The 26199-nt window shown below is 70.2% G+C and carries 22 protein-coding genes and 1 pseudogene; 15 read left to right on the top strand and 8 right to left on the bottom strand.

From position 1 onward, the window contains the following. The first annotated feature begins 197 nt into the window (after positions 1 to 197). Positions 198 to 3263, top strand: coding sequence for a bifunctional diguanylate cyclase/phosphodiesterase (locus tag AC06E6_RS07765; protein WP_478060800.1), 3066 nt, complete (start codon positions 198 to 200; stop codon positions 3261 to 3263). 62 nt (positions 3264 to 3325) lie between these two features. Here the strand turns inward: AC06E6_RS07765 and creC are convergent, their stop codons facing one another. Together creC and creB are read right to left on the bottom strand one after the other, a co-directional pair. Then, positions 3326 to 4762, bottom strand: coding sequence for a two-component system sensor histidine kinase CreC (gene creC / locus AC06E6_RS07760; RefSeq protein ID WP_478060799.1), 1437 nt, complete (start codon positions 4760 to 4762; stop codon positions 3326 to 3328). 604 nt (positions 4763 to 5366) lie between these two features. Continuing rightward, complete coding sequence (gene creB / locus AC06E6_RS07755; RefSeq protein WP_104938348.1) at positions 5367 to 6065, bottom strand: two-component system response regulator CreB; 699 nt, start codon at positions 6063 to 6065, stop codon at positions 5367 to 5369. A 45-nt stretch (positions 6066 to 6110) separates the two neighbouring features. Between creB and AC06E6_RS07750 the strand changes: the two genes are divergently transcribed. The 4 genes from AC06E6_RS07750 to AC06E6_RS07735 all read left to right on the top strand — a co-directional run bounded on the left by AC06E6_RS07750 (position 6111) and on the right by AC06E6_RS07735 (position 12162). Next, the gene (locus AC06E6_RS07750) at positions 6111 to 6968 is read left to right on the top strand and encodes a 23S rRNA (adenine(2030)-N(6))-methyltransferase RlmJ (RefSeq protein ID WP_312344276.1); all 858 of its coding nucleotides are present in this window, start codon (positions 6111 to 6113) and stop codon (positions 6966 to 6968) included. A 150-nt stretch (positions 6969 to 7118) separates the two neighbouring features. Continuing rightward, positions 7119 to 7664 carry a GNAT family N-acetyltransferase gene (locus AC06E6_RS07745; protein WP_054664133.1) on the top strand — a complete coding sequence of 182 codons (546 nt, stop codon included), beginning with the start codon at positions 7119 to 7121 and terminating at the stop codon, positions 7662 to 7664. A gap of 308 nt (positions 7665 to 7972) precedes the next feature. Continuing rightward, entirely contained in the window at positions 7973 to 11443 is a 3471-nt protein-coding gene (gene mfd / locus AC06E6_RS07740; RefSeq protein WP_478060797.1) for a transcription-repair coupling factor, read from the top strand. A 92-nt stretch (positions 11444 to 11535) separates the two neighbouring features. Further along, positions 11536 to 12162, top strand: coding sequence for an HD-GYP domain-containing protein (locus AC06E6_RS07735; RefSeq protein ID WP_104938344.1), 627 nt, complete (start codon positions 11536 to 11538; stop codon positions 12160 to 12162). 18 nt (positions 12163 to 12180) lie between these two features. Here the strand turns inward: AC06E6_RS07735 and AC06E6_RS07730 are convergent, their stop codons facing one another. Then, positions 12181 to 13680 carry a phospholipase D-like domain-containing protein gene (locus tag AC06E6_RS07730; RefSeq protein WP_478060795.1) on the bottom strand — a complete coding sequence of 500 codons (1500 nt, stop codon included), beginning with the start codon at positions 13678 to 13680 and terminating at the stop codon, positions 12181 to 12183. Between the two features lie 196 nt (positions 13681 to 13876). Between AC06E6_RS07730 and AC06E6_RS07725 the strand changes: the two genes are divergently transcribed. Continuing rightward, the gene (locus AC06E6_RS07725) at positions 13877 to 14326 is read left to right on the top strand and encodes a hypothetical protein (RefSeq protein ID WP_478060794.1); all 450 of its coding nucleotides are present in this window, start codon (positions 13877 to 13879) and stop codon (positions 14324 to 14326) included. Then, a complete protein-coding gene (locus AC06E6_RS07720) occupies positions 14323 to 14652 on the top strand; it encodes a DUF2834 domain-containing protein (RefSeq protein WP_104938342.1) in 330 nt (109 codons plus the stop codon). The genes AC06E6_RS07725 and AC06E6_RS07720 overlap by 4 nt, the downstream gene beginning before the upstream one ends. Positions 14653 to 14829: 177 nt before the next feature. Here the strand turns inward: AC06E6_RS07720 and AC06E6_RS07715 are convergent, their stop codons facing one another. From AC06E6_RS07715 to AC06E6_RS07705, 3 genes are all read right to left on the bottom strand, one after another. Further along, entirely contained in the window at positions 14830 to 16929 is a 2100-nt protein-coding gene (locus tag AC06E6_RS07715) for a M13 family metallopeptidase (protein ID WP_240211612.1), read from the bottom strand. A gap of 113 nt (positions 16930 to 17042) precedes the next feature. Next, positions 17043 to 17522, bottom strand: a complete 480-nt coding sequence (locus AC06E6_RS07710) for a VOC family protein (protein ID WP_104938341.1) — start codon at positions 17520 to 17522, stop codon at positions 17043 to 17045. 174 nt (positions 17523 to 17696) lie between these two features. Next, on the bottom strand, positions 17697 to 18068 hold the full coding sequence (locus AC06E6_RS07705) for a PilZ domain-containing protein (protein WP_313247491.1): 372 nt from the start codon (positions 18066 to 18068) through the stop codon (positions 17697 to 17699). Positions 18069 to 18244: 176 nt separating this feature from the next. On the opposite strand from AC06E6_RS07705, the pseudogene AC06E6_RS07700 reads away from it, so the two are divergent. Continuing rightward, a pseudogene (locus AC06E6_RS07700) lies at positions 18245 to 18364 on the top strand (helix-turn-helix domain-containing protein); the annotation flags it as partial. 35 nt (positions 18365 to 18399) lie between these two features. After that, on the top strand, positions 18400 to 18702 hold the full coding sequence (locus AC06E6_RS07695) for a hypothetical protein (protein WP_240211613.1): 303 nt from the start codon (positions 18400 to 18402) through the stop codon (positions 18700 to 18702). A gap of 73 nt (positions 18703 to 18775) precedes the next feature. On the opposite strand, the gene gpmA is transcribed toward AC06E6_RS07695, so the two are convergent. Then, the gene (gene gpmA / locus AC06E6_RS07690) at positions 18776 to 19525 is read right to left on the bottom strand and encodes a 2,3-diphosphoglycerate-dependent phosphoglycerate mutase (protein ID WP_104938339.1); all 750 of its coding nucleotides are present in this window, start codon (positions 19523 to 19525) and stop codon (positions 18776 to 18778) included. Positions 19526 to 19631: 106 nt separating this feature from the next. On the opposite strand from gpmA, the gene nfi reads away from it, so the two are divergent. The 4 genes from nfi to AC06E6_RS07670 all read left to right on the top strand — a co-directional run bounded on the left by nfi (position 19632) and on the right by AC06E6_RS07670 (position 22768). Further along, entirely contained in the window at positions 19632 to 20315 is a 684-nt protein-coding gene (gene nfi, locus AC06E6_RS07685) for a deoxyribonuclease V (protein WP_240211614.1), read from the top strand. 91 nt (positions 20316 to 20406) lie between these two features. Continuing rightward, on the top strand, positions 20407 to 21267 hold the full coding sequence (locus tag AC06E6_RS07680) for a pirin family protein (RefSeq protein WP_478060790.1): 861 nt from the start codon (positions 20407 to 20409) through the stop codon (positions 21265 to 21267). A gap of 89 nt (positions 21268 to 21356) precedes the next feature. Further along, positions 21357 to 22079 (top strand): aquaporin Z, encoded by a 723-nt coding sequence (aqpZ, locus tag AC06E6_RS07675; RefSeq protein ID WP_161614110.1) that lies wholly within the window; start codon positions 21357 to 21359, stop codon positions 22077 to 22079. 227 nt (positions 22080 to 22306) lie between these two features. Next, positions 22307 to 22768, top strand: coding sequence for a hypothetical protein (locus AC06E6_RS07670; protein WP_478060788.1), 462 nt, complete (start codon positions 22307 to 22309; stop codon positions 22766 to 22768). A 48-nt stretch (positions 22769 to 22816) separates the two neighbouring features. Here AC06E6_RS07670 and AC06E6_RS07665 read toward each other — a convergent pair whose 3' ends face one another. Next, the gene (locus AC06E6_RS07665; RefSeq protein WP_478060786.1) at positions 22817 to 23668 is read right to left on the bottom strand and encodes a pirin family protein; all 852 of its coding nucleotides are present in this window, start codon (positions 23666 to 23668) and stop codon (positions 22817 to 22819) included. Between the two features lie 231 nt (positions 23669 to 23899). On the opposite strand from AC06E6_RS07665, the gene AC06E6_RS07660 reads away from it, so the two are divergent. After that, the gene (locus AC06E6_RS07660) at positions 23900 to 25966 is read left to right on the top strand and encodes a carbon starvation CstA family protein (RefSeq protein ID WP_104938334.1); all 2067 of its coding nucleotides are present in this window, start codon (positions 23900 to 23902) and stop codon (positions 25964 to 25966) included. Further along, entirely contained in the window at positions 25966 to 26190 is a 225-nt protein-coding gene (locus AC06E6_RS07655; protein WP_054664081.1) for a YbdD/YjiX family protein, read from the top strand. The genes AC06E6_RS07660 and AC06E6_RS07655 overlap by 1 nt, the downstream gene beginning before the upstream one ends. Positions 26191 to 26199 lie beyond the last annotated feature (9 nt).

Raw genomic sequence — 26199 nt, 5'->3', positions numbered from 1 at the left:
AAACGGGCACAGCGTGGCCGTGCCGGATGGGCGCGGTTTGTGGCGAATTTGAAGTGGGGGTGAAGCCGCTGGCGGCGAGTGCCGCGCAGCGGCGGCAGCGGCCGGTTGCGGACACCTGCCACGACATAGTATGAATCCGCGCTGTCCCGCCGCCCGGCACCCTCTGGCTGCGCCGCCATTCCCCGAAGGAACCCTACGTGCTGCATGCCAGGTCGCGTACGTCGCTGATCCACCGGCTGTCCCTGAGCATCTGGGGCCTGTTCCTCGCCCTCCTCGTGCTGCTCTGCGCATTCGGCTACGTGGCCATGCGGGTAATCACCGACCGGGTGGTGCCGATGGTCGCGCAGCGCAGCGTCGACCTGCGCGCCCAGGCCAGCGAAGGCCAGTTCCTGCAGGCCGAACAGAGCGTGCAGCGGCTGCAGCGGGAACTGCTGTGGCGGCTGGACCACGCCGACCGGCAGGCCGTGCTGGCCCGCTTCGACACCCTGTTCGCGCGCAGCCCCGACGGCCTGTGGCGGCTGCAGCCCGGGCAGGTGGACCCGGAGCGCGCGCCCACCCTGTACCTGCACCAGCCCGCGCACGGCCTGGACGCTTCGGCGCGCCTGCGCGCGGTGGTCGCCTACGACCTGCTGCGCGAACAGGGCCCGGCGCTGGTGCCGCCGTTCTTCTCGGTCTACATGGACTTCGTCGAGGACGGGCTGATGGTCTATGCGCATGGCATGGACTGGGGCAGCAACGCCGACGCCAGCGCCACCAATGCCGGCTACCCGACCATGCAGGGCTCGGACCCGCGACGCAACCCGCAGCGCAGGGTGTTCTGGACGCCGGTCTACCTGGACCGGCAGGCCAATACCTGGATGGTGTCGGTGATCAAGCCGCTGGACTGGGAGGGGCGCTGGGTCGGCACGCTCGGCCACGATGTGCTTGTGCAGAGCCTGATCGACCACGCCACCGACAACGACAGCACCGGCGTGCAGCTGGTCATGGCCGCGGACGGCGCGCTCATCGCGCACCCGCAGTTCAGCCGCCGCATCGCCGCCGCCGACGGGCAACTGAAGCTGTCCGCGCTCGACGACCCGCTGCTGGCCCAAGTGCACGGGATGATCGCCCATGGCCGCGGCGACCACGGCGTGGGCCGCTCCCCGGACGGCAGCCACTGGGTCGCATGGTCCAGGATCCACGGCCCCGGCTGGTACCAGGTGTTCCTGCTGCCGCAGGCACGGGTGGACCACGTGTTGATGTGGGGCCTGCTGGCGGTGTCGGCGTTCGGCATCCTCGGCCTGCTGCCGGCGATGTGGCTGCTGCGGCGGCGGGTCGGCCTGCTGTTCGGGGCACCGCTCACCCGCCTGACCCAGGCGGTGGACGAGCTCAGCCAGGGCCGCGAACCCAGGCCGATCGCGATGCAGGGCAACGACGAGCTCGGGCACCTGGCCGACGCGTTCGACGACATGGTCGAGGAACTGGTGCAGCAGCGCGCCCTGCAGTTCGCGCACGCCCAGGCACTGCAGACCGAGATCGACGAACGCCGCCAGTTCATGACCCGGCTGGAGGAGGAGCGCGCGCGCCTGCTGGCGCTGCTCGGCGCGATGAACCTGGGGATCCTGTTCGTCAGCCACGAGAACCGCGCCACCTACTGCAACGCCGCGTTCCTGGCCATGTGGGATTTCCCCGAAGGCATCACCGTGGTCGGCAACACCACCGACCAGTGGCTGGAAGCGTCGCAGCGGCTGATGATCGACCCGCTGGAGTTCCGCCGGCACATGGACGAGGCCAAGGTCTCGCCCGAACTGCACAAGCGGCTGGAAATCCGCCTGCACGACGGCCGCATCGTCATGCACGACGCCTACCCGGTGCGCGACGCGCAGGAACATTTCATCGGCCGGCTGTGGGTGCAGGAGGACATCACCCACGAGCGCCAGACCGCCGAACAGCTGGTACGGCTGGCCCAGCATGACCCGTTGACCAGCCTGTACAACCGGCGCCGCTTCGAGGACGAGCTGGCGCGCTTCTTCCACGCCGCCGAACGCATCCCCAGCCAGGCCGCGCTGCTGTTCTTCGACCTGGACGAGTTCAAGTACATCAACGACACCTTCGGCCACCGCGCCGGCGATTCGGTGCTGAACCGCATGGCGGTCGAGATCCGCACCCTGGTGCGCAGCGGCGAGACCCTGTTCCGGCTCGGCGGCGACGAGTTCGCGGTACTGATGCCGCATGCGAGCCTGGACGACGCCCAGCACCTGGCCGAACGCATCGTGGCGCGGATCTCGCAGACGCCGCTGCGCCTGCACGAACACACCGTGCGCCTGACCACCAGCCTGGGCATCGCCCACTTCCCCACCCACGCCGACAATGCCGAGGACCTGGTCGCCCATGCCGACGCGGCGATGTACCAGGCCAAGCACACCGGCAAGAACCGCTGGAACGTCTACCGCCCCGACCGCGACAGCTCGCGTGAGATGGCCACCCGCCTGGCATGGAACGACCGCATCGCGCGCGCGCTGGAGCACGACCTGCTGCGCCTGCATTTCCAGGGCGTGCACCACGCCGCCGACGGCCGCCTGGCGCACCTGGAGGCGCTGATCCGGATGGAGGACGAGGCCAACCCCGGCCAGCTCATCATGCCCGCGCAGTTCATCGAACCCGCCGAGAAGAGCGGCAAGATCCTGCAGATCGACCGCTGGGTGATCGGCCGCAGCATCGAACTGCTGGCCAGCCACCCGAACCTGCCGGCCATCGCCGTCAATATTTCCGGGCGCTCGTTCGACGACCCCGAGCTGCCGGCATGGATCGGCGGCCAGCTGCGCCAGTGGCAGGTCGCGCCGCGGCGGCTGCTGGTGGAACTGACCGAAACCTCGGCGGTCTCGGACATGGGCGACGCGGCGCGCTTCATCGCCGCCCTGCGCGACACCGGCTGCCCGATCTGTCTGGACGACTTCGGCACCGGGTTTTCCTCGTTCGCCTACCTCAAGAACCTGCAGGCCGACGTGCTCAAGATCGATGGCATGTTCATCCGCGACCTGCCCAGCGAGCGCGACAACCAGGTGTTCGTGCGCGCCATCATCGAAGTGGCGCACGGCATGGGCAAGCTGACCGTGGCCGAGTTCGTCGAGGACGAGGCGACGCTGCAGATGCTGCGCGCGCTGGGCGTGGACATGGTGCAGGGCTACCACCTGGACCGGCCGCGCGCCGACCATCCGGTCTTCGCCGACCGCCCTGCGCCGGAACCTGCTCCGCTGGGCGATGACGCATCACCGCCGGCGTAGCTGCGGGGCTTGCCCCGCATGAAGCTATCCCGGCGCAGCCCCGTGCCGGGCAAGCCCGGCACCTACGTCATTGGCAACCACAGGCTCGCCTCCGCACCGCCCTCCACGCGGTTGCGCAGGTACGCGTGGCCGCCGTGCAGGCGCGCGACTTCGGCCACGAACGGCAGGCCCAGCCCGGAACTGCGCTGGCCGCTGCCGGGGCGGGCCAGCGAATAGAAGCGCTCGAACACCCGTTCCAGCGCGTAGTCCGGCACCCCGGGCCCCTGGTCGGACAGCGCCACCTCCCAGCCGCCCTGCGCGGCCGCCAGCCGCAGCCCGATCCGCCCGCCTTCCGGCGAGAACGCGATGGCGTTGTCCAGCAGGTTGTCCAGCGCCTGCCGCAGCAGGAACGCATCGCCCTGCACGCTGGCGTGCGCGGGCAGTTCGCAGTGCAGCGCCAGGCGGGCGGCCTGCAGGCGCGGCGCCGCGTCCTCGGCGAGCTGCCGGCACAGCGCCGCCAGGTCCACCGCGCTGCGCCGTTGCAGCCAGCCGTGCTGTTCCACCTCGGCCAGCCGCAGCAGCTGGTCGATGGTCTCGGTCAGGCGCCGCTCCTGCTGCGCGATGTTGGCGGCAAAACGCTGGCGGTCGGCCTCGGGCAGCGGTTCCTGCAACAGCTCGGCAGCGCCACGGATCGCCGCCAGCGGGCTCTTCATCTCGTGCGTGAGCGACTGCACGTACTGCTCGACATAGGCCTTGCCCTCGAGCTTGCGGCGCATGGTCTCCAGCGCCTGGCCGAGGTCGCCGATCTCGTCGCCGCGCGGCCTCGGCGGCGGCACCGGTTCGCCGGCGCTGACCGCCTTCGCATAGCGGCTCAGGCTGCCGATGCCGCGCGCCAGCCACCAGGTCATCAACAGCCCGATCAGCGCCGCCGAGCCGATCAGCCACGCGCCGCGCGCGACGATGGCGCGCTGGCTGGCGGTGATGAACGGATCGATGCTGTCATTGGGCTGGGCCAGGGTCAGTACCCCGATCAGGGTGCGGCCATCGTCCGGATCGTAGACCGGCGCGGCCACGTGCATGACGGTGCTGTCGGCGTCGCCCGGGGTCCCCGGGCTCGAGCGCGCGCCGTACTGGCCGCGCAGGGTGCGGTAGACATCGTTCCAGCGCGAGTTGTCGCGGCCCACGTCCTGCCCGCGCGAGTCGTAGACGACGATGCCGCGGGCATCGGTCACGGTGACCCGGTAGTCGATGCTGCGCTTGGGGAACCGCCACACCATCGCCCGCGGGTCGCGCCGCTGCGCGGTCGCCATGTGCGCGGCGAAGCGGCCATCGGCGATGTGCCCGGCCTTCAGATCCGGCGCGGCCATCACCGCCAGCACGTTGGCCGAGTCGACCAGGGTGGACTCCATCGCCTGGCGCACGCCCGGCTTGACCTCGTCGACGAACACCCGCATCACGAAGAACGCGGCGATGCCGACGATCAGGAAGAAGCCGAGGAAGAGTTTCAGGCCCAGGCGCATTTATCGCCGCCTTCGTTTCTGGAGCAAACGCTTTCGGTCCCCTTCGGCGAGCGAGTTGGTTCTCTTTGCTCGTGCAAGGAGCAGTAACCAAGAGAAAGCACGCCCCTGCCTCCGCGCCCGCTGCGCAAGCGCATCGGGTCCACTCCGCCGGCGGGATTTTGCTACGCGGCATCCCTGGCGCGTGGAAAAAAAACGTACACCCATGCACGTCGCCCTTCGGGTTTTTCCCGCCGGCTCCGTCGCGGCGGAAGGGGATTTCGAAAGGCAAAAGCAGCTGACGCCATTCCGCTGCTCTTGGCTGCCGGCGTCCAGCATTGCCATCCGGCCGGTGCCGCGACTGTGCTTTTGCTCCTGGATGCTGACTTCCCATGGCCGTAAAGCGGGCCGAGTACCGCAGCGACCCGAGGAGCGGACATGCGCACACATCTGAATGAAGCGCGCGGTGCGTCGTCTCCCTGGCCCGCGAGGAGCACAGGGAACCGATGCGGCTTGATCGCATCGGCTCGCGTCCGGTCCGTGCTTTGCCCTGGCGGCTTCCCTTTGCACAGGCAAAGAGAAACAGCCCGCGCTCCGAAGGGCGGCGAAAGCCTTGGATCTTCCGCAATCAGACATCCAGCGCATATCCCACGCCCCGGTGCGTGCGGATCGGATCGTCCTGCGCCCCCGCCGCGCGCAGCTTGGCGCGCAGGGTCTTCACGTGCGTATCCACCGTGCGGTCGGCGCTGTCGCTGGCATGGTCCCAGCCGCGCTCCATCAGCTGCGCGCGGCTGAGGATCGCCCCCGGCCGCTGCAGCAGCGCCGCCAACAGCGCGTATTCGTAGCGGGTCAGGTCCAGCGGCACGTCGCGGTAGCGCACCCGCCGACCCTCGCGGTCGATCGCGAACACCCCCTGCCGCACCCAGCCGGGCTCGGCGTCCGCGGCCAGCGGCTGCGCCGGCCGCCGCAGCCGCGCGCGCACCCGCGCCACCAGTTCGCGCGGCGAGAACGGCTTGCCGACGTAGTCGTCGGCGCCCAGCTCCAGCCCTAGCACCCGGTCGAACTCGTCGTTGCGCGCGGTGAGGAAGATCACCGGCACCTGGCTGAACGTGCGCAGCTGGCGGCAGACCTCAAAGCCGCCCAGGTCGGGCAGGCCCACGTCCAGTACCACCACGTCGATGCCGCCGGCGCGCACCCGCTCCAGCGCCAGCCGTCCCAGCGCGCAGTGCTCGGCCGCGTGGCCCTCGCTGCGCAGCGCATACAGGACGGTATCGGCGATGGCGGCCTCGTCTTCGACGACGAGCACCCGGGCAGGCTGTTCGGACATGGCGCCAGCATAGCCGCCCCGGGGCGGCGCCCGTACACTGCACCGATGAACTACCGCCACGCCTTCCATGCCGGCAACCATGCCGACGTGCTCAAGCACATCGTCCTGCTCGCCCTGATCGATGCGCTCAAGCGCAAGGACGCGCCGTTCTTCGTGCTCGACACCCATGCCGGCCGCGGCCGCTACCTGTTGTCGGCCGAGGAAAGCCGCAAGACCGCCGAGGCCGACGTCGGCATCAGCCGGCTGATGGCCGCGCCGGCCCTGCCGGAAGTGGTCGAGCGTTACCTGCGCGCGATCCAGGCCAACAACCCGGTGGGTGGCCTGGTTGCCTACCCCGGCTCGCCACTGCTGGCCGCCCAGGCCCTGCGCGAACAGGACCGGCTGGCCGCCTGCGAGCTGCAGCCGGAGGAAGCCGCGGCGCTGAGGGAGCTGTTCGCGCGCGACCGCCGCGTGCAGGTGCTGGCCGGCAACGGCTACGACAGCATCCGCGCCCTGCTGCCGCCCAAAGCCGGCGCCACGAAGATCGGCCGCGCGCTGGTGCTGATCGACCCGCCCTACGAGGCGCAGGACGCCGAATACCCGCAGATCATCGCCACCGTGCGCGAGATCCTGGCGCGCATGCCGCAGGCGCAGTGCGCGGTGTGGTACCCGATCAAGCAGCGCCGCAGCCTGCTGCCATTCTTCCGCAAGGCCGCCGCGCTGCCGGCGAAATCGGCGCTGGTGGCCGAACTGATGGTGCGCCCGGACGATTCGCCGCTGCGCCTGAACGGCAGCGGCATGCTGCTGCTCAATCCGCCCTGGCAGTTCGACCAGGCGTTGGCGCCGGCCTTGCCGGTGCTGCAGCGCGAACTGGGCGAAGCCGGCGCCTCGACCCGGCTGGAGTGGATAAAGAGCGGCGATTGAGCCGGGCCAGCGCGCGACGGCGGTGGCCGCGGCGGACCTGCCGGCATGGCGCGTGGCCCCTGGGCGGCCCCGCTCGCCACGGTTGAATCACGTTCACAGAACCTCACGCCACAGGTGCAAGAATCGGTGGACTCTGGAGGAACCGCAGTCATGGCTACCCGCAACCGCATGCCCCCGTGGCATGAAAACTTCAAGGCACCCAGCGGCCGGGAACTGCTCATCCGTCCCATCCGCCCCGAGGACGGTGCCCCGCTGCAGGGCGCATTCGCGCTGTTCGGGCCGGAGGAAGTCCGCGACCGCTTCCTGCAGGCCGTTGACGTGCTGTCGGACGAAACCGCCCAGCGCCTGACCCATCCCAATCCCAAGACCGAAATCTCGCTGGTCGCGGCCGAGCCGCTGCCGCCGGGTGAGGCCGTGGTCGGCGCGGTGGCCCGCGCCTCGATCATCCCCGGCACCCGCGACGCCGAGTACGCCATCCTCGTCAGCCGCTTCCTGGCCGGCCAGGGCCTGGGCCGGCAATTGATGCGCAAGCTGGTCAAGTGGGCGCGCGGCAAGTACCTGGACCGCATGTACGGCGATATCGCCCAGGACAACGAACCGATGCTGCAGTTGGCCGCTTCGCTGGGCTTCAAGCAGGTGCCGCACCCGTCCGGCACCCCGGGCCTGGTGCGGATGGTGCTGGAACTGGCCAGCTGAGGGCCAGGAGTGAGTGAAGAGGAGTGAGGAGTGAGAAAAAGCAGGAGCAAAAGCCGTCATCTCCGCGACGGCGGAGATCGCTCTTGCCCCACAGGTGGCTGAAGCGCGGGAGTGAGCGAAAGGAGTGAGAAGAGGCAGGAGCGGGAAGCAAGCGCGATTTCCACCTTCGAAGGAAGGACGGCTTTGGCTTTCAACCCCGGCTTTGGCCGTTGCCGTTGCCCCTTCCCACTACTCACGCATCTTCACTTGCCCCTGCTTTTCCTCACTCCTCACTCCTCTCCACTCACTCCTATAAAATCAGCGACGTCATGTCGCTCCCCACCTCCTATCCCGTTCCGCCGCTGCCCCGCGCGGGCCAGCTCCGCGCCTGGTGGCGCGCCCCCGCATCGACCAGCGCGCTGGCCTGGCACGTGGCCCGTGCCGCGCAGGCGCATGGCAAGCCGCTGTTGCTGGTCACCCGCGACAACCACGGCGCGCACCAGGCCGTGGCCGACCTGCAGACCCTGCTGGGCGACGACGCCACGCTGCCGGTGGTGCCGTTCCCGGACTGGGAAACCCTGCCCTACGACCAGTTCAGCCCGCACCCGGACATCATTTCCCAGCGCCTGGCCGCGCTGCACCGGCTGCCGGGGCTCACCCATGGCATCGTGGTGGTGCCGGTGCAGACCCTGCTGCAGCGGCTGGCGCCGCTGAGCTACATCGTGGGCGGCAGCTTCGACCTGCGGGTCGGCCAGCGCCTGGACATGGACGCAGAAAAGCGCCGCCTGGAGAGCGCGGGCTACCGCAACGTGCCGCAGGTGATGGATCCGGGCGATTTCGCCGTGCGCGGCGGCCTGCTCGACGTCTACCCGATGGGCGCCGACACGCCGCTGCGGATCGAGCTGCTGGACGAGGACATCGACTCGATCCGCGAATTCGACCCCGAATCGCAGCGTTCGCTGGACAAGGTCGCGGCGGTGAAGATGCTGCCCGGCCGCGAAGTGCCGATGGACGAGGCCAGCCTGGCGAAGGTGCTGGCCACGCTGCGCGAGCGCTTCGACGTGGACACCCGCCGCAGCCCGCTCTACCAGGACCTCAAGGCCGGCGTGCTGCCGTCGGGCATCGAATACTTCCTGCCGCTGTTCTTCGAGCGCACCGCCACCCTGTTCGATTACCTGCCCAGCGGCTTCCTGACCGTGGTCGCGCCCGGCGTGGGCGAGGCCGCCGACGCGTTCTGGGCGCAGACCGGCAGCCGCTACGAGCAGCGCCGCCACGACATCGAACGGCCGCTGCTGCCGCCGGAGGAGATCTACCAGTCGCCGGACAGCCTGCGCGAGCAGTTCAACCGGCAGCCGCGGGTGGACGTGTGGCCGGCCGACCACCCGCGCATCGCCGAAGCGCAGGCGCTGGGCGACCAGCCGCTGCCGCCGCTGCCGGTGGCGGCCAAGGACGCCCCCGCCGGCCAGGCGCTGAAGTCCTTCCTCGAGCACTACCCCGGCCGGGTGCTGGTGGCGGCCGACTCGCCGGGCCGCCGCGAGGCGCTGCTGGAAGTGCTGCAGGCCGCCGACCTGCGGCCGCCGGTGGTGCCCGGGCTGCCGGCGTTCCTGGCCGCCGACACGCCGCGCTTCGCGATCACCGTGGCGCCGCTGGACGACGGCTTCGCCCTGGCCGAGCCACCGCTGGCGGTGCTCACCGAACGCCAGCTGTTCCCCGAGCGCGCCGGCCAGCCGCGCCGCAGCCGCCGCGCCGGGCGCGAGCCGGAGGCGATCATCCGCGACCTCGGCGAACTGACCGAGGGCGCGCCCATCGTCCACGAGGACCATGGCGTCGGCCGCTACCGCGGGCTGATCGCGATGGACGTGGGCGGCATGCCCGGCGAATTCCTGGAGATCGAGTACGCCAAGGGCGACCGCCTGTACGTGCCGGTCGCGCAGCTGCATCTGATCAGCCGCTACTCCGGCGCCTCGCCGGAAACCGCGCCGCTGCATTCGCTCGGCGGCGAGCAATGGGCCAAGGCCAAGCGCAAGGCCGCCGAGAAGGTGCGCGACGTCGCCGCCGAGCTGCTGGAGATCCAGGCCCGGCGCCAGGCCCGCGCCGGCCTGGCGCTGGACATCGACCGCGCCATGTACGAGCCGTTCGCCGCCGGCTTCCCGTTCGAGGAAACGCCGGACCAGCTGGCCGCGATCGAGGCCACCCTGCGCGACCTGCAGTCGTCGCAGCCGATGGACCGCGTGGTCTGCGGCGACGTCGGCTTCGGCAAGACCGAGGTGGCGGTGCGCGCCGCCTTCGCCGCCGCCAGCGGCGGCAAGCAGGTGGCGGTGCTGGTGCCCACCACGCTGCTGGCCGAGCAGCACTACCGCAATTTCCGCGACCGCTTCGCCGATTACCCGCTCAAGGTGGAAGTGCTGTCGCGCTTCAAGAGCACCAAGGAGATCAAGGCCGAGCTGGACAAGGTGGCCGACGGCAGCATCGACGTGATCGTCGGCACCCACCGGCTGCTGCAGCCGGACGTGAAATTCAAGGACCTGGGCCTGGTCATCGTCGACGAGGAGCAGCGCTTCGGCGTGCGCCAGAAGGAAGCGCTCAAGGCGATGCGCGCCAACGTGCACCTGCTCACGCTCACCGCCACGCCGATCCCGCGCACGCTGAACATGGCCATGGCCGGGCTGCGCGACCTGTCGATCATCGCCACCCCGCCGCCGAACCGGCTGGCGGTGCAGACCTTCGTCACCCAATGGGACAACGCGCAGCTGCGCGAGGCGTTCCAGCGCGAACTGTCGCGCGGCGGCCAGCTGTACTTCCTGCACAACGACGTGGAGAGCATGGGACGGATGCAGCGCGAGCTGTCCGAGCTGGTGCCCGAAGCGCGCATCGGCATGGCCCACGGGCAGATGCCCGAGCGCGAGCTGGAAAAGGTGATGCTGGATTTCCAGAAGCAGCGCTTCAACGTGCTGCTGGCCAGCACCATCATCGAGTCGGGCATCGACATCCCCAACGCCAACACCATCATCATCAACCGCGCCGACCGCTTCGGCCTGGCCCAACTGCACCAGCTGCGTGGCCGCGTCGGCCGTTCGCACCACCGCGCCTACGCGTACCTGGTGGTGCCGGACAAGCGCTCGATCACCCCCGACGCGCAGAAGCGGCTGGACGCCATCGCCTCGATGGACGAGCTCGGCGCCGGCTTCACCCTGGCCACCCACGACCTGGAGATCCGCGGCGCCGGCGAGCTGCTCGGCGAGGACCAGAGTGGGCAGATGGCCGAAGTCGGTTTCAGCCTCTACACCGAACTGCTGGAACGCGCGGTGCGTTCGATCCGCTCCGGCAAGCTGCCCGACCTGGACGCCGGCGAGGAAGTGCGCGGTGCCGAGGTCGAGCTGCACGTGCCGGCGTTGATCCCGGAGGACTACCTGCCCGACGTGCATACCCGCCTGACCCTGTACAAGCGCATTTCCAGCGCGCGCGACAGCGCCGCCCTGCGCGAACTGCAGGTGGAGATGATCGACCGCTTCGGCCTGCTGCCGGATGCGGTCAAGCACCTGTTCGCCATTGCCGAGCTCAAGCTGCAGGCCAATGCGCTGGGCATCCGCAAGCTGGAACTGGGCGAGAACGGCGGCCGCATCGTGTTCGAGGCCAAGCCCGACATCGACCCGATGGCGGTGATCCAGCTGATCCAGAAGCAGCCCAGGCTCTACCAGATGGATGGCCCGGACAAGCTGCGCATCCGCCACCCGTTGCCGGAAGGCGCGGACCGCTTCAACGCCGCCCGCGCGCTGCTGGCCACCCTGCGCCCGGCGTGAGCGGATGAGAGGTTTGCCAGGAACGGGGGCGGCGAGGACAATAGCCGCCCTCCTCCCGGCCAGGCCGTTTTCCCACTGCGGTGCGGCGCTCCATGTCTTCGACCTTCTCGGCCCCGGGCCTGTCCATTCCCCTTGAAAACGACAGCTGCGGCATCTCCGTGCTGGCCGCCGCGCTGGACGAACGCGACAGCTACACCGACCAGCACTGCGACCGGGTTTCGCTGCTCGCCCATGGCCTGGGCGAACGCTGCGGCCTGTCCGGCGCGCAGCTGGAGCAACTGGCGCTGGCGGCGCGCTTCCACGACGTCGGCAAGATCGGCATCCGCGACGACGTGCTGCTGCATCCCGGCCGCCTGGACGAACCGCGGATGGAGAAGATGCGCACCCATCCCGAGCGCGGCGCGCGCCTGTTCGCGGCCACCGGCCGCGACGACGCCGCCGCCGTGGCGCGGCTGATCCTGCACCACCACGAAGCCTGGGACGGCAGCGGCTATCCGCACGGCCTGCAGGGCGAGGAAATCCCGCTGGAGGCGCGCATCCTGACCATCGCCGACGGCTACGACGCGCTGACCTCGCGCCGTCCCTACCGGGGCCCGATGCACACCGACGACGCGCTGGCGATCCTCAACCGCGAGAAGAACCGGCTGGTCGACGCGCGCCTGCTCGGCGAGTTCCGTGGCCTGCTGCGCGCCCGGGCGCACGCGCGCCCGGCCGGCTGACTGGCCGGGCCGGCGCGCTCACAGCACCGGCGACATCATCGCCACCGCGTTCTGCACCAGCCGCGTGGCGAAGGACCAGCGCTGGACCTGCTCCACGGTCACCGGCACCGACACCGACAGGTAGCGCTGCTGGCGCTGGCGGATCGCCGCGGTCACCCGCGGGTCGGCGACCAGCAGGCTGTTCTCGAAATTCAGCTCCAGGCTGCGCCGGTCCATGTTGGCCGAGCCGACCAGGCTGACCTGTCCGTCGACGGTCATGGATTTGGCATGCAGCAGGCCGAGCGGGTACTCGTGGAGCTCGACCCCGCTGCGCAGCAGGTCGCCATAGGTGCTGCGGCTGGCCTGCCCGACCAGCCACGAGTCGTTGCGCCGCGGCAGCACCAGCGTGGTGCGCACGCCGCGCCGTGGCGCCGCGCAGATCGCGCGCAGGATCGACTCGTCCGGCACGAAGTACGGCGTGGTGATCACCAGCTCGCGCCGCGCCGCGTAGATGCAGGCCACGTACACGTCGGCCATGACGTTGTGGCGCGCGACCGGCCCGGTCTCGAAGGCCATCGCCACGCAGCCGTCGTCATGCCACGCCGGGGCCGCCGCCGCGGCGTAGCCATCCAGCCCGGCTTCGCCGGTTTCCGGGATCCAGCCGCTGAGGAACAGGAACTGGAGTTGCGCCACCACCGGCCCCTGGCAGCGCAGCAGCAGGTCGATCCACGGCGCCTGCGCCGGCTTTATCCGGAACTCGGGATCGGCAAGGTTCTGGCTGCCGCAGTAACCGATGCGGTTGTCGATGACCACGATCTTGCGGTGGTCGCGCAGGTCCATGCGGCTGAACGCCACGTGCTGCAGGCGATGGATGTCGTCCAGCGTCTTGAGCTGCCGGACCCCGGCCTGGGCCAGTTGTTGCCAGCGCGGCCCGTCGATGAAGGCGCGCGAACCCAGCGCGTCGACCATCACCCGGCACGCCACCCCGCGCCGTGCGGCGGCGGCCACCGCGTCGGCCAGGCGGCCGCCGGCGCCGTCGTCGAGCCAGATGTAGACGGCGATGTGCACGCTCTCGCGGGCCTGTTCGATATCGGCGACCAGCGCGTCCAGCGCGCGGCGGCAATCGCGCTCGGGCGCATCGGCCGGGCTGTCCTCCTCGCCCAGCAGCTCCACCCGGTTACCGCCCACCGCCGGCAGGCCGTTGATGGTGCGCGCCAGTTCCAGCAGCGGCACCGCGCCGTCCACCACCGCAACCGCTGCGGGCGGCGGCGCCAGGGCCGCGGCCGCCGTCATCCGCCGCAGTACCTGTTCCATCCGGCGGAACCGTGCGCGGCCGATGCTGGTCTCGCCCAGCAGCAGGTACGCGAGCATCCCCAGCCCTGGGGCCAGCATCACCACCGCCACCCAGGCCGCGCGCGAGGCCGGGGTGCGGTTGGCCCGGGTCAGCGCACGCGCGGCGACCAGCAGGTGCGCGGCGAATGCCAGCGCGGCGATTGTCCACTGCAGCGGCGCGTGCGCCCCGCCTGCTTCCGGCACCATGCGTGCCTCCCGTTGATCGATGATCCGCCATCCCGTGGCGTGGCCGATCAATACCACGACCGACCGCGGCCGGCATCTCCGCGGCAGCGCCGCAGCGGCCCCGGTGACCGGCTGCATGCCGCACAATACGCGCCACGGTGAGCGCGGCCGGCCGACCGGCCCTGCGGCTCGCCGCGCGGGATCGCCAGGGAGAGCAATGGATAACCTGCTGTGGTTGACCCTGTGGCTGCCGCCACTGCCGGCTTTGGCGGGCGCTGGCAGGGTGGCCGTACCGGCGCGTTTCACCGGGCATTGGGCCGGAAGCCCCGACGCCTGCGCGTCGGACGCGGACAAGCCTGCCCTGCGTATCGCGCCCCGCCCCCTCGCCTGCCGGGAAAGCGACGGTCCGACAAAAGCCGTCGTGGTCCGCGGCGACACCGGGCCGGCGCTGATCGCCGGGCTGTCCGGCGAGGGTGCGACCTGGCGCGCCGGCGCGGGCTTCCAGCGTTACGCGGACCGGCGCCGGCGCGTCGCCACCCGCACCGGCCAGCAATGCGTGCGCTACCGCTACCGGTGTGGCGCACCGGCGCGCGTGCCGTCCCACCGCCCCTCCATGCCGGCAGCGCCCAGCCGCATGGCGCATTGCCCACGTCAGGAGACACCGTGAAGTTCCTCTACCTGCTTCTGTGCATCGCCGGCACGGCATTGCCGCTGTCGCAGTTCGTTCCGTGGCTGTCCGCGCATGGCCTCGACCTGCCGCTGCTGGTGCAGCAGGCCACCTCCGGCCGCATCGCGGCCTTTGCTTGGGCGGACGTGCTGGTCTCGGGCATCGCCGTGGCCGTGCTGGTGGTCGCCGAAGGCCGCAGGCTGGCGATGCCGCGGCTGTGGCTGCCGCTGTCGTGCCTGCTGGTCGGCCCGTCGCTGGCGTTGCCGTTGTTCCTGTATCTGCGCGAACGGCATCGCGCGGCGGCGCCGCTTCGCCGGGCGCACTGAGTCGCCCGCGACGGACGCCAGCGCGGGCCGCAGGCCGGCGCTGCGGCCACCGTCGGCAGGACACCGCCATCGCCGCAGCGGGCCCGCCACGCGGGCGTACGCGGCAGCAGGCGCCAGAACGCAAAGGCCCGGCATGCGCCGGGCCCTGCGTCGGTTGCCAGCCGGACTACCGGCGGTTTACCAGATGACCACGCGCTTGTCGTCGCCACGCACCATCGCATCACCCGCCTTGCACTGGAACGCTGCGGCGAAGGACGGCATGTTCGACGGCGCACCGTTGGCGCGGAAGTTGGCCGGTGCGTGCGGATCGGTGTTCAGGCGCACGCGCAGCTCGCCCTCGGTGAAGTTGCGGCGCCACACCGTGGCCCAGTTCATGAAGAAACGCTGGTCCTGGCTGTAGCCGTCGACGGCCACGTTCTTCGACGGGTCTTCCTTGAGCGCCATCTGCAGCGCGTCGTAGGCCACGGTCAGGCCACCGAGGTCGCCGATGTTCTCGCCCAGGGTCAGCTTGCCCTTCACGTTCACCCCGGGCAGCGCCTCGTAGCCATCGAACTGCGCGACCAGCTGGTCGGTGCGGCCGTTGAAGGCGCTGCGGTCGGCGTCGGTCCACCAGTTGTCGAAGTTGCCGTTGGCGGCGAACTGGCTGCCCGAGTCGTCGTAGCCGTGCATCATTTCGTGGCCGATCACCGCGCCGATGCCGCCGTAGTTCAGCGCCGGGTCCGCCTTGGCGTCGAAGAACGGCGGCTGCAGGATCGCGGCCGGGAACACGATCTCGTTCTTGGTCGCGTTGTAGTAGGCGTTGACCGTCTGCGGGGTCATGCCCCACTCGGTCTTGTCCACCGGCTTGCCGATCTTGTCCAGCATGTAGCGGTAGTTGAACGCGCGCGCGGCCTGCATGTTGCCCAGGTAACTGTCGCCGCGGGTGGCCAGGCCCGACCAGTCACGCCACTTGTCCGGATAGCCGATCTTGGGGGTGAAGCTGGCCCACTTCTCCAGCGCCTTCTTCCTGGTTTCCTCGCCCATCCACGGCAGGGTCTCCAGGCGCGCCTTGAGCGCGGCCGACAGGTTCTCCACCAGGTGCTGCATGGCCACCTTGGACTCGGCCGGGAACACCGCGTCCACGTACAGCTGGCCGAGCGCCTCGCCCATCGCGCCGTTGACCGACTCCAGCACGCGCTTCCAGCGCGGCTGCATTTCCTGCTGGCCGCGCAGGGTCTTGCTGAAGAAATCGAAATTGGCCTGCTCGAAGGCCTTGCTCAGGTACGGCGCCGCGTTGTCCACGGTATGGAAGCGCAGGTAGGCCTGCCAGGTGCTGGCCGGCACCTCGGCCAGCATCTTGTCGAGCTCGGCGAAGAAGCCCGGCTGCGCCAGCGAGAACTTGTCCTTGGCCGGCACCTTCAGGGTGTCGAACAGCGCGGTCCAGCTGAAGTTCGGCGTCTGCCGGTCGGCGTCGGCGGCACTGACCGGGTTGTAGCGCTTGGCCGGGTCGCGCAGTTCGATGCGCGACAGCGACGCCTTGGCCAGCCGGGTTTCGAACGCCATGACCGCCTGGGCCTGTTCCTTGGCCTGCGCGGCCTCCACGCCCGACAGCACCAGCATCCGTTCGATGTAGGCGACATAGGCCTCGCGGATCCCGGCCTGCGATTCGTCGAAGTAGTAGCCCTTTTCCGGCAGGCCCAGGCCGCCCTGGCCGACATAGGCGATGACATTGCCCGAGTCCTTGAAGTCCGGGCTGGCGTACAGCGAAAACAGGAAGCCCTGGCCCTGGGCGTAGGCCTGGCGCAGGTAGCCGGCGATGGCGGCGCTGTCGTTGAGCGCGGCGATCTTGTCCAGCTCCGGCTGCAGCGGGGTGATGCCGGCGGCCTCGATCGCGGCCTCGTCCGAGCCGGTCTTCCAGATGTCGCCGATCTGCGCCTGCACGGTGCCGGCCTTGGCGTTGGCCGCGGCGGCCTGCTGCACCAGCGCGTGCTGCACCTCCAGCGAGCGCTCGCGCAGGATCTCGAAGCTGCCCCAGGTCACCTGGTCGCCCGGCACCGGGTTGGCCTTGAGCCACTTGCCGTTGACGAAGCCATTGAGGTCGGCGCAGGCCGACACCGCCGGGTCCAGGTCGGCCACGTTGAACGCCACCGACGGGGTTTTGATCTGCGACAGGTCGAACGCCGGCTTGGCGGCCGCGTCGGCGGCGGGCGGTGCGGCGTCGCTGTTGCCGCCGCAGGCGGCCAGCGAGGCGGCGATGGCGACGGTCAGGGACAACGGGACGAGCTTGGAAAGGGTCATGCGGATCTCCGGCCTTGCAGGGAACGCCGCGCCTGCGCGCGGCCAATCCGCGAGCGTAGGCGATGGCGCCCGCCCGCGGATAGGCCGAAGGTCATGCCGCGCCGATGCGCGACTCAGCCGCGACGCGCGGCCTCGATCGCGGCGATGTCGATCCTGCGCATGCCCATCATCGCCTCGAACGCACGCCTGGCCGCGGCCGGGTCGGGATCGCTGATGGCGGCGGTCAGCGCGCGCGGCGTGATCTGCCAGGACAGGCCCCACCTGTCGCGGCACCAGCCGCAGGCACTCTCCTGCCCGCCATTGCCGACGATCGCGTTCCACAGGCGGTCGGTTTCGGCCTGGTCGTCGGTAGCAACCTGGAACGAGAACGCCTCGCTGTGACGGAACGCAGGGCCGCCGTTGAGGCCCAGGCACGGGATGCCGAGCACCGTGAACTCGACCGTGAGCACATCGCCCTGGCGGCCGGCGGGGTAATCGGCGGGCGCGCGATGCACGGCACCCACGCGGCTGTCGGGAAACGTCGCCGCATAAAACGTGGCGGCATCCAGGGCGGTACCGTCGTACCACAGGCAGATCGTGTTCTTGCCGGTCATCACGCTGCTCCTCGTCGGGAAAGGCCTGCCGGCGGCGCAACGCGCACGCGATGGCGCCGGGCCGGTGCAGCGTAGCGCAGCGCCACGCCCCCAGCCGTCATGGTCCGGCGAGCCGACGCGGGGCGTATCTCGGGAGGCAACCCGCACATCGCGCGGCCCCGGGGCCGGCGTGGCTCAGCCGTACCGGACCAGCGCGCCCAGTTCGCGCTCCAGCAGCGCCGGATCGGCGGCATTGAGTTCGATCAGGCGGCGCAGCGCGGTGATGCTGTCCAGGTCGATCTCGTCGCAGCGCAGGCCGACATGGCGCCCTTCCACGTGCACCACGGTGGCCTGCATGCGGATCGGTGTGTCCTGCGACAGTTCGACCTGCAGCTGGCAGCGCTCGTGCAGCCTGCAGTCGCCACCGGGTTCGGTCTCGAACAACGCCCCCTTGAGCGACACATCGTGCACCTGCCCGCCATGGATGCTGCCATCGGCGCGCACCAGCCAGGCCGGGGAATGGAAGGGTGCGCGCCAGAAATGGCGCCGTTCCGTGGACGTGTTCATGCGCTTCCCCGTGCGTTTGGATGGAACAACCGGCCGCAGCATAGCCCGGGCGCCCGGCCTTTCCACAAACCGTTGATCGGAAAGGGCTGTCGTGGATCTGGCGTGTGGCTGTCGTGGCCGGCCGCCACGACGCTGCGGCAGTGTGCCCGCTGCTTTGGCAGGATGGATGCGGTCACATGGACCAGGAACCGATGAAGATCGACAGCAACCGGATCAGGACACTGCGCGAGGCGCGCGGCTGGTCGCAGGAGCATCTGGCGGCCGTGGCCGGGTTGAGCCCGCGCACCGCGCAGCGGCTGGAAGCCGGGGCAGGGCCGCGCACGAATCACGGATGGCGATGGCTGCCGCGCTGGGTGTGGAACCGGAACGATTGCTCGAAGCCGACACGCCGCCGCAGGCAGCGTCCGCTTCAATGCAGAACCCGGATCACCTTGAAAGGATCATTCCCTGGGCAATGCTCTTTTTGCTGGCATTGGCCTGGTTCGGCTACGGCGTCGGCAAGGATCTCGCCCTGCGCGACAACGCGCGCTGCGCCGACAATCCGGTCCAGTGCAAACGCCGAGCTGCCTCGCGACCGCGCCCGTCCCGTATCGGTACTGAAGGTGCATCGCTGGGCAGTGGGGGCGTCGGGTAACCGGCAGCGGCGGGGACACAAACGAGAACACCCGGCCGCAGCCGGGTGTCTCGATGCTTCAAGCAAGCCGGGGTTACTTCGCCTTGCCCTGGTTGGCCACCGCCTCGGCCGCCTTCTTGGCCGCTTCCGGGTCGCCCAGGTAGCGGAACGACTGCACGCTCAGGTCATCGTTCAGTTCGAACAGCAGCGGGATGCCGGTGGGAATGTTGAGCTCGAGGATCTCCTCGCGGCTGACATTGTTGAGGTACTTGTACAGCGCGCGCAGCGAGTTGCCGTGGGCGGTGACCAGCACGGTCCTGCCGTCCTTCAGCTGCGGGGCGATGGCATCGTGCCAGTACGGCAGCACCCGCTCCAGGGTGGTGGCCAGCGATTCGGTACCCGGCAGCGCATTGCGGTCCAGGCCGGCGTAGCGGCGGTCGTGGATCGGGTGGCCCGGGTCTTCCAGGTCCATCGGCGGCGGCGGGATGTCGTAGGAACGGCGCCATACCTTGACCTGTTCCTCGCCGTGTTTCGCGGCGGTCTCGGCCTTGTCCAGGCCCTGCAGGCCGCCGTAGTGGCGCTCGTTGAGGCGCCAGGACTTGTTCACCGGCAGCCAGTCCTGGCCCAGCTCGGCCAGCGCCCCCTGCAGGGTGTGGATGGCGCGCTTGAGCACCGAGGTGTGGGCGACGTCGAACTGCAGCCCTTCCTCCTTCATCAGCCGGCCGGCGGCGGCGGCTTCGCGGCGGCCCTGCTCGGTCAGGTCCACGTCCACCCAGCCGGTGAAGCGGTTGTCGAGGTTCCACTGGCTCTGGCCATGGCGCAACAGCACGAGTTTGCGGGTCACTGCGAAAGTCTCCGGTCGGGGGAAGGCAACGCGCTGATTGTAGCCGCATCGCTCCGCGCGCCCCGCCTGCACTGCGCCGACACGGCGCGCATGGCAGGCTTGCCGCATGCGCTTCCAGCCCCCCGCCGACATCGCCCCCGCCGCCCTGGCCGCGCTGCGCCGCCAGCAGGTCGAACTGGCCGCGCAGGTGCGGCTGGACGACCGCCTGTCGGCGCTGCCGTCGCGCGTGGCCGGGGTGGACAGCGGCTTCGAGGACGAGGGCCGCACCACCCGTTCGGTGGCGGTGCGGGTCGATGGTGGCAGCCTGCAGCCGCTCGAATCGACCCTGGTGCGGCTGCCCACCGCCCTGCCCTACATCCCCGGCCTGCTCAGCTTCCGCGAGTTGCCGGCGGTGCTGCAGGCGCTGGCGCAACTGCGCGAGGCGCCGGAGTTGGTGCTGGTCGACGGCCACGGCATCGCCCACCCGCGCGGGCTCGGCATCGCCGCGCACCTGGGGGTGCTGACCGGCCTGCCCAGCATCGGCGTGGGCAAAAGCCGGCTGGTCGGCGAATACAGCGAACCCGGTCCGCAGCGGGGCGACCATGCGCCGCTGTCGCACAAGGGCCGCCAGGTCGGCTGGGTGCTGCGCAGCAAGCCGCGCTGCAACCCGCTGTTCATCTCCCCGGGCAACCATGTCTCGGTGGAGGCCTGCCTGCCGCTGGTGCTGGCCTGCCTCACCCGCTACCGGCTGCCCGAGCCCACCCGCCTGGCCGACCGCCTGGCCTCGCGCCGCGACCGCGGCGCGGCCTGAGCCCACCGCGGCAACGGTCCGTTACGGTCCCGCCGCCGACAACCGCGTGCGGCGCATGCCATCCTGCCCGTCCCCGTACCGGAGCCCGCCCATGACCACGATCATCAGCCCCCGCGTCCATGACCTCGGCGGTTTCCAGGTGCGCCGCGCCGTGCCCACGCTGCAGGCGCGCAGCGTCGGGCCGTTCGTGTTCGTCGACCACATGGGCCCGGCGGTGTTCGCGCCCGGCCAGGGCATCGACGTGCGCCCGCATCCGCACATCGGCCTGGCGACGGTCACCTTCCTGTGGTCCGGGGCCATCGGCCACCGCGACACGCTCGGCTCGGAGCAGGTCATCCGCCCCGGCGACGTCAACTGGATGACCGCCGGCCGCGGCATCGCCCATTCCGAACGCACGCCGCCGCCCGAGCGCGCGCACGACCACCCGCTGCACGGCATGCAGACCTGGGTGGCGTTGCCCAAGGAGCACGAGGAAACCGCACCTGAGTTCCATCACTTCAGCGCGGCGCAGCTGCCGCAGCAGCACCGCGGCGGCGCCTGGCTGCGGGTGATCGCCGGCCGCGCCTACGGCGAGGAATCGCCGGTGCGGGTGTTCGCCGACACCCTCAATGTCGCCATCGACCTGGAACCGGGCGCGGAGATCGACCTGGACGCTTCGCACGTGGAACGCGCGCTCTACGTGCTGGAGGGCCAGGCCCAGCTCGACGGCGTGGACATCCCGGTGCAGCACCTGGTGATCCCGGAGCCGGGCGCGCGTGGGCGCCTGCGCGCCAGGACCCCGCTCAAGGCGATGCTGATGGGCGGCGAGCCGCTCGACGGCCCCCGCCACCTGTGGTGGAACTTCGTTTCCAGCTCGAAGGAACGCATCGAACAGGCCAAGGACGACTGGCGCGAGGGCCGCTTCGGCACCATCCCCGGCGACGACAAGGAGTTCATCCCGCTGCCGGGCTGAGGGCCGGGTTAACGCTTTGAATACGCCGCCCCGCCGGTTCTTGGGTATGTTCGCGGTGCCCATTCCGGGTCATTGCGGGGGAGCGGACGATGAGCATGGGGAAACGACTGGCGGCCGAGTTCCTCGGCACCTTCTGGCTGGTGCTGGGCGGCTGCGGCAGCGCGGTGCTGGCGGCCAAGTTCGGCGGTGACGGCAATCCACTGGGGATCGGTTTCCATGGCGTGGCGCTGGCGTTCGGCCTGACCGTGCTGACCGGCGCGTATGCGTTCGGGCACGTCTCCGGCGCGCACTTCAATCCGGCGGTCAGTCTCGGCCTGTGGGCCGGGGGCCGTTTCGCCGGCAAGGACCTGGTGCCCTACATGGTCGCCCAGGTGCTGGGCGGCCTGCTGGCGGCCTTCATCCTGCTGCAGATCGCGCAGGGCCAGGCCGGGTTCGCCATTGACGGCACCCAGGCCGGCGCCTTCGCCAGCAACGGCTACGGCAGCCTGTCGCCGGGCGGCTACGGCGTGGCCGCCGCGTTCCTGTGCGAGGTGGTGATGACCGCCATGTTCCTGGTGGTGATCATGGGCGCCACCCACGGCAAGGCGCCGGCGGGCTTCGCGCCGATCGCCATCGGCCTGGCGCTGACCTTGATCCACCTGATCAGCATCCCGGTCACCAATACCTCGGTGAACCCGGCGCGCTCCACCGCCGTGGCGGTGTTCGCCGGGCCCGGGGCGATCGGCCAGCTGTGGCTGTTCTGGGTGGCGCCGCTGCTCGGGGCGCTGATCGGCGGCCTGGCCTACAAGTGGATGGGCAGCGACACGCGCTGACGCCGCCCGCGGCCTGCACCGGCGACGGCCCCCGCGCGGGGCCGTCGTCGTGTCGGCCAGCGGCCGGTTTGCGGCGCCCGGCGTTTTTGTAATACCGTGGAAACACACCTGGCGCGCAACGGGGACGCGCGCATCGGGCAGGGGCAACAGCACCCGCGGGTGTATCCGATTGCAGACAGACAACATTGCCGCCGCGCCCGCGGTGGCCGGCGTCCGGGGGACAACGCATGCTCAAACACGCTCGTATCGTTGCTTGCGCGCTGCTGCTGGCCGGCAGCGCCGCTGTTTCCGCCCAGCAGGCCGGGCAATGCCCGCTGCTGCCGTCCGGCAGCGGCCTGCAGTGGCAGAAGCAGGCGCAGAGCGATTTCATCGTCTGCAAGGCCACCACCGGCGATGGCCGCACGGTATTGAACGTGATGCTGACCGGGCGCGACCCGGGGCTGAGCCTGGTGCGTGCGCTGCGCGCCGAAAAGGGCCGTTTCGCCGGCGAGGAACTGTACTGGTACAGGCTGGACATGGGCGGGCGCGACATGCCCGGGCTGGAGACGCGGCGCATCACCGCGGTCAAGCTCGACCGCAACCGCTACGCGCAGATCTGGATCGACGCCGGCGACGCCGCCGAGCTCGCCAGCCTGCAGCAGTTGACCGGCACCCTCGGCGACGCGACCGCCAACTTCGCCGGCAAGTAACGCCCCGCCGGCGCGGTCCCGGCGGTCATGCCGGGCCGCGCGCGGCGCTCAGAAGCGCCCTTCCTGGTAGTCGATGAAGGCCTGCATCAACTGCTCGCGGGTGTTCATCACGAACGGCCCGTGGCGCGCCACCGGTTCGCGCAGCGGGCGCCCGGCCACCACGATCAGGCGCGCACCGTCGGTGCCGGCGCGCAGGCGCAGCCCGCGACCGCCGCCGAGCACGGCCAGCTCGTGCCGCGCGACTTCGCGCGCGGCCTCGCCGTCGCCCAGGGTCAGCCCGCCCTCGAACACGTAGGTGAAGGCGTTGTGCCCGTCCGGCAGGTCGTAGGCCCAGTCACGCCCCGGCGCCAGCTCCACGTCCAGGTACAGCGGATCGGTGGCCGGCTGCACGATCGGGCCATGCACCTCGCCCACCTGCCCGGCGATCACCTTGACCGTGACGCCCTCGGCCGGTGCCACCTGCGGAATGCGGTCCGGGGCGAACTCCTGGTACTTCGGCTCGGTCATCTTGTCGCGCGCGGGCAGGTTCACCCATAGCTGGAAGCCGCGCATGCGCCCGGATTCCTGCTCGGGCATTTCCGAATGCACCAGGCCGCGGCCGGCGGTCATCCACTGCACGCTGCCGGGCGTGAGCAGGCCTTCGTTGCCGTGGTTGTCGCGATGGCGCATGCGTCCGTCGAGCATGTAGGTGACGGTCTCGAAGCCGCGGTGCGGGTGCTCCGGAAAGCCGGCGATATAGTCCTCCGGGCGGTCGGTGCCGAACTCGTCGAGCATCAGGAACGGGTCCAGATCGGGCAGCGCCGGGGTGCCGATCACCCGGGTCAGGCGCACGCCGGCACCGTCTGAGGTGGGCATCCCGCGGATGCTGCGCAGCACCCGCGCGAGGTTGTGGTCGCTCATGGTCAAGCCTCCCTTGTGATCTCCCGACAATGGGCGCCGGCCATGGCCACGCCAATCGCCATCTCCGCAACCGATTGTTCCAGCACAGGCGTTGGTGTCGCGTTGCCGGGCGATCCCACCCCGGCAGCCGCGCCGGCTAAGACCAAAGTCGCACGCCGCCGGCGCGCCGGAGCGTTGACCCCCGGCCGCGGCGGGAGGACTCTTGCAACGGTCTTCCCGCGAGGTGACTCGATGAAAGGTTTCTCCAAGGCCGGCTGGGCGCTGCTGTCCCTGATCGGCGCATTCTGCCTGGGTGTCGTGGCGCTGCGCCGCGGCGAACACATCAACGCATTGTGGATCGTGGCCGCGGCGGTGTCGCTGTACCTGGTCGCGTTCCGCTACTACGGGCTGTTCATCGCCAACAAGGTGCTGGGCGTGGACCCGACCCGCGCCACCCCGGCGGTGATCCACAACGACGGCCTGGATTACGTGCCGACCAACAAGCACGTATTGTTCGGCCACCACTTCGCCGCGATCGCCGGCGCCGGCCCGCTGGTGGGCCCGGTGCTCGCCGCGCAGATGGGCTACCTGCCGGGTACGCTGTGGCTGATCGCCGGCGTGGTGCTGGCCGGCGCGGTGCAGGATTTCATGATCCTGTTCATCTCCAGCCGCCGCAATGGCCGTTCGCTCGGTGACCTGGTGCGCGAGGAAATGGGGCCGGTGCCCGGCACCATCGCCCTGTTCGGCGTGTTCATGATCATGATCATCATCCTCGCGGTGCTGGCGATGATCGTGGTCAAGGCGCTGGCCGACAGCCCCTGGGGCATGTTCACGGTCATGGCCACGATGCCCATCGCCATCCTGATGGGCCTGTACATGCGCTACATCCGCCCGGGCAAGATCGGCGAGATCTCCCTCGTCGGCCTGGTCCTGCTGCTGGCGGCGATCTGGTACGGCGGCAGGGTCGCCGCCGACCCGGTGCTGGGGCCGATGTTCACCTTCACCGGCGTGCAGATCACCTGGATGCTGATCGGCTATGGTTTCGTCGCCGCGGTGTTGCCGGTGTGGCTGCTGCTGGCGCCGCGCGACTACCTGTCCACCTTCCTCAAGATCGGCACCATCGTCGGCCTGGCGATCGGCATCCTGATCGTGATGCCGGAACTGAAGATGCCGGCGCTGACCCAGTTCACCGACGGCAGCGGCCCGGTATGGAAGGGCGGCATGTTCCCGTTCCTGTTCATCACCATCGCCTGCGGTGCCGTGTCCGGCTTCCATGCGCTGATTTCCTCCGGCACCACGCCCAAGCTGCTGGCCAACGAAGGCCACGCCGCCTACATCGGCTACGGCGGCATGCTGATGGAATCGTTCGTGGCGATCATGGCGATGGTCGCGGCCTCGATCATCGAGCCGGGCATCTACTTCGCCATGAACAGCCCGGCGGCGGTGATCGGCACCGATGTGGCCAACGCCGCGCAGGTGGTCAGCAGCTGGGGCTTCACCATCTCGCCCGAACAGTTGACCGCCACCGCCGCCGAGATCGGCGAGAACACCATCCTCTCGCGCGCCGGCGGCGCGCCGACCCTGGCGGTGGGCATCGCCCAGATCCTGCACGCGGTGCTGCCGGGCGACGGCATGATGGCGTTCTGGTACCACTTCGCGATCCTGTTCGAAGCGCTGTTCATCCTCACCGCGGTGGACGCCGGCACCCGCTCGGGCCGCTTCATGCTGCAGGACCTGCTGGGCAACTTCGTGCCGGCGCTGCGCCGCACCGACTCGTGGGTGGCCAGCTTCATCGCCACCGGCGGCTGCGTCGCGCTGTGGGGCTACTTCCTGTACCAGGGCGTGACCGACCCGCTGGGCGGCATCAACATGCTGTGGCCGCTGTTCGGCATCGCCAACCAGATGCTGGCCGGCGTCGCGCTGATGCTGTGCGCGGTGGTGCTGTTCAAGGCCAAGAAGGAAAAGTACGCCTGGGTGCCGATCATCCCGGCGATCTGGCTGCTGGTGTGCACCACCGCCGCCGGCTTCATCAAGATCTTCTCCGCCGAGCCGGCGGTGGGCTTCCTGGCGCAGGCGCACAAGTACCGCGACGCCATCGCCGCCGGCAACCTGCTGCCGCCGTCCAAGGACTTCGGGCAGATGCAGCAGGTGATGGTCAACAACTACATCAACGCCGGCCTCACCGCGCTGTTCCTGTTCGTGGTGTTCGCGGTGCTGGTGTATTCGGTCAGGACCATCGCCGCCGCGCGCCGCTCGCCGGTGCGCACCGACCATGAAACGCCGTACGTGGCACTGAAGCCGCACGAGGTGGACCTGTAATGGGCACCGCGCTGGTCCCGGCCGGCCAGCACCAGGCGTTCCGCCGCACCTGGCGGCGCCTGGTGCAGACCGCGCGCCTGTGCTGCGGCGTGCCCGACTACGACAACTACGTGCGGCACATGCGCGAGAAACACCCCGAGCGCGAGGTCATGGACTACAAAACCTTCTTCCGCGAGCGCCAGGAAGCGCGCTTCGGCGGCGGCAAGGGCTTCCGCTGCTGCTGAAGCCCCGGT

It is taken from the genome of Stenotrophomonas sp. Steno-Z10-HUANG (genome assembly GCF_056393075.1).
This window is presented reverse-complemented; position numbering and strand designations above follow the sequence as displayed.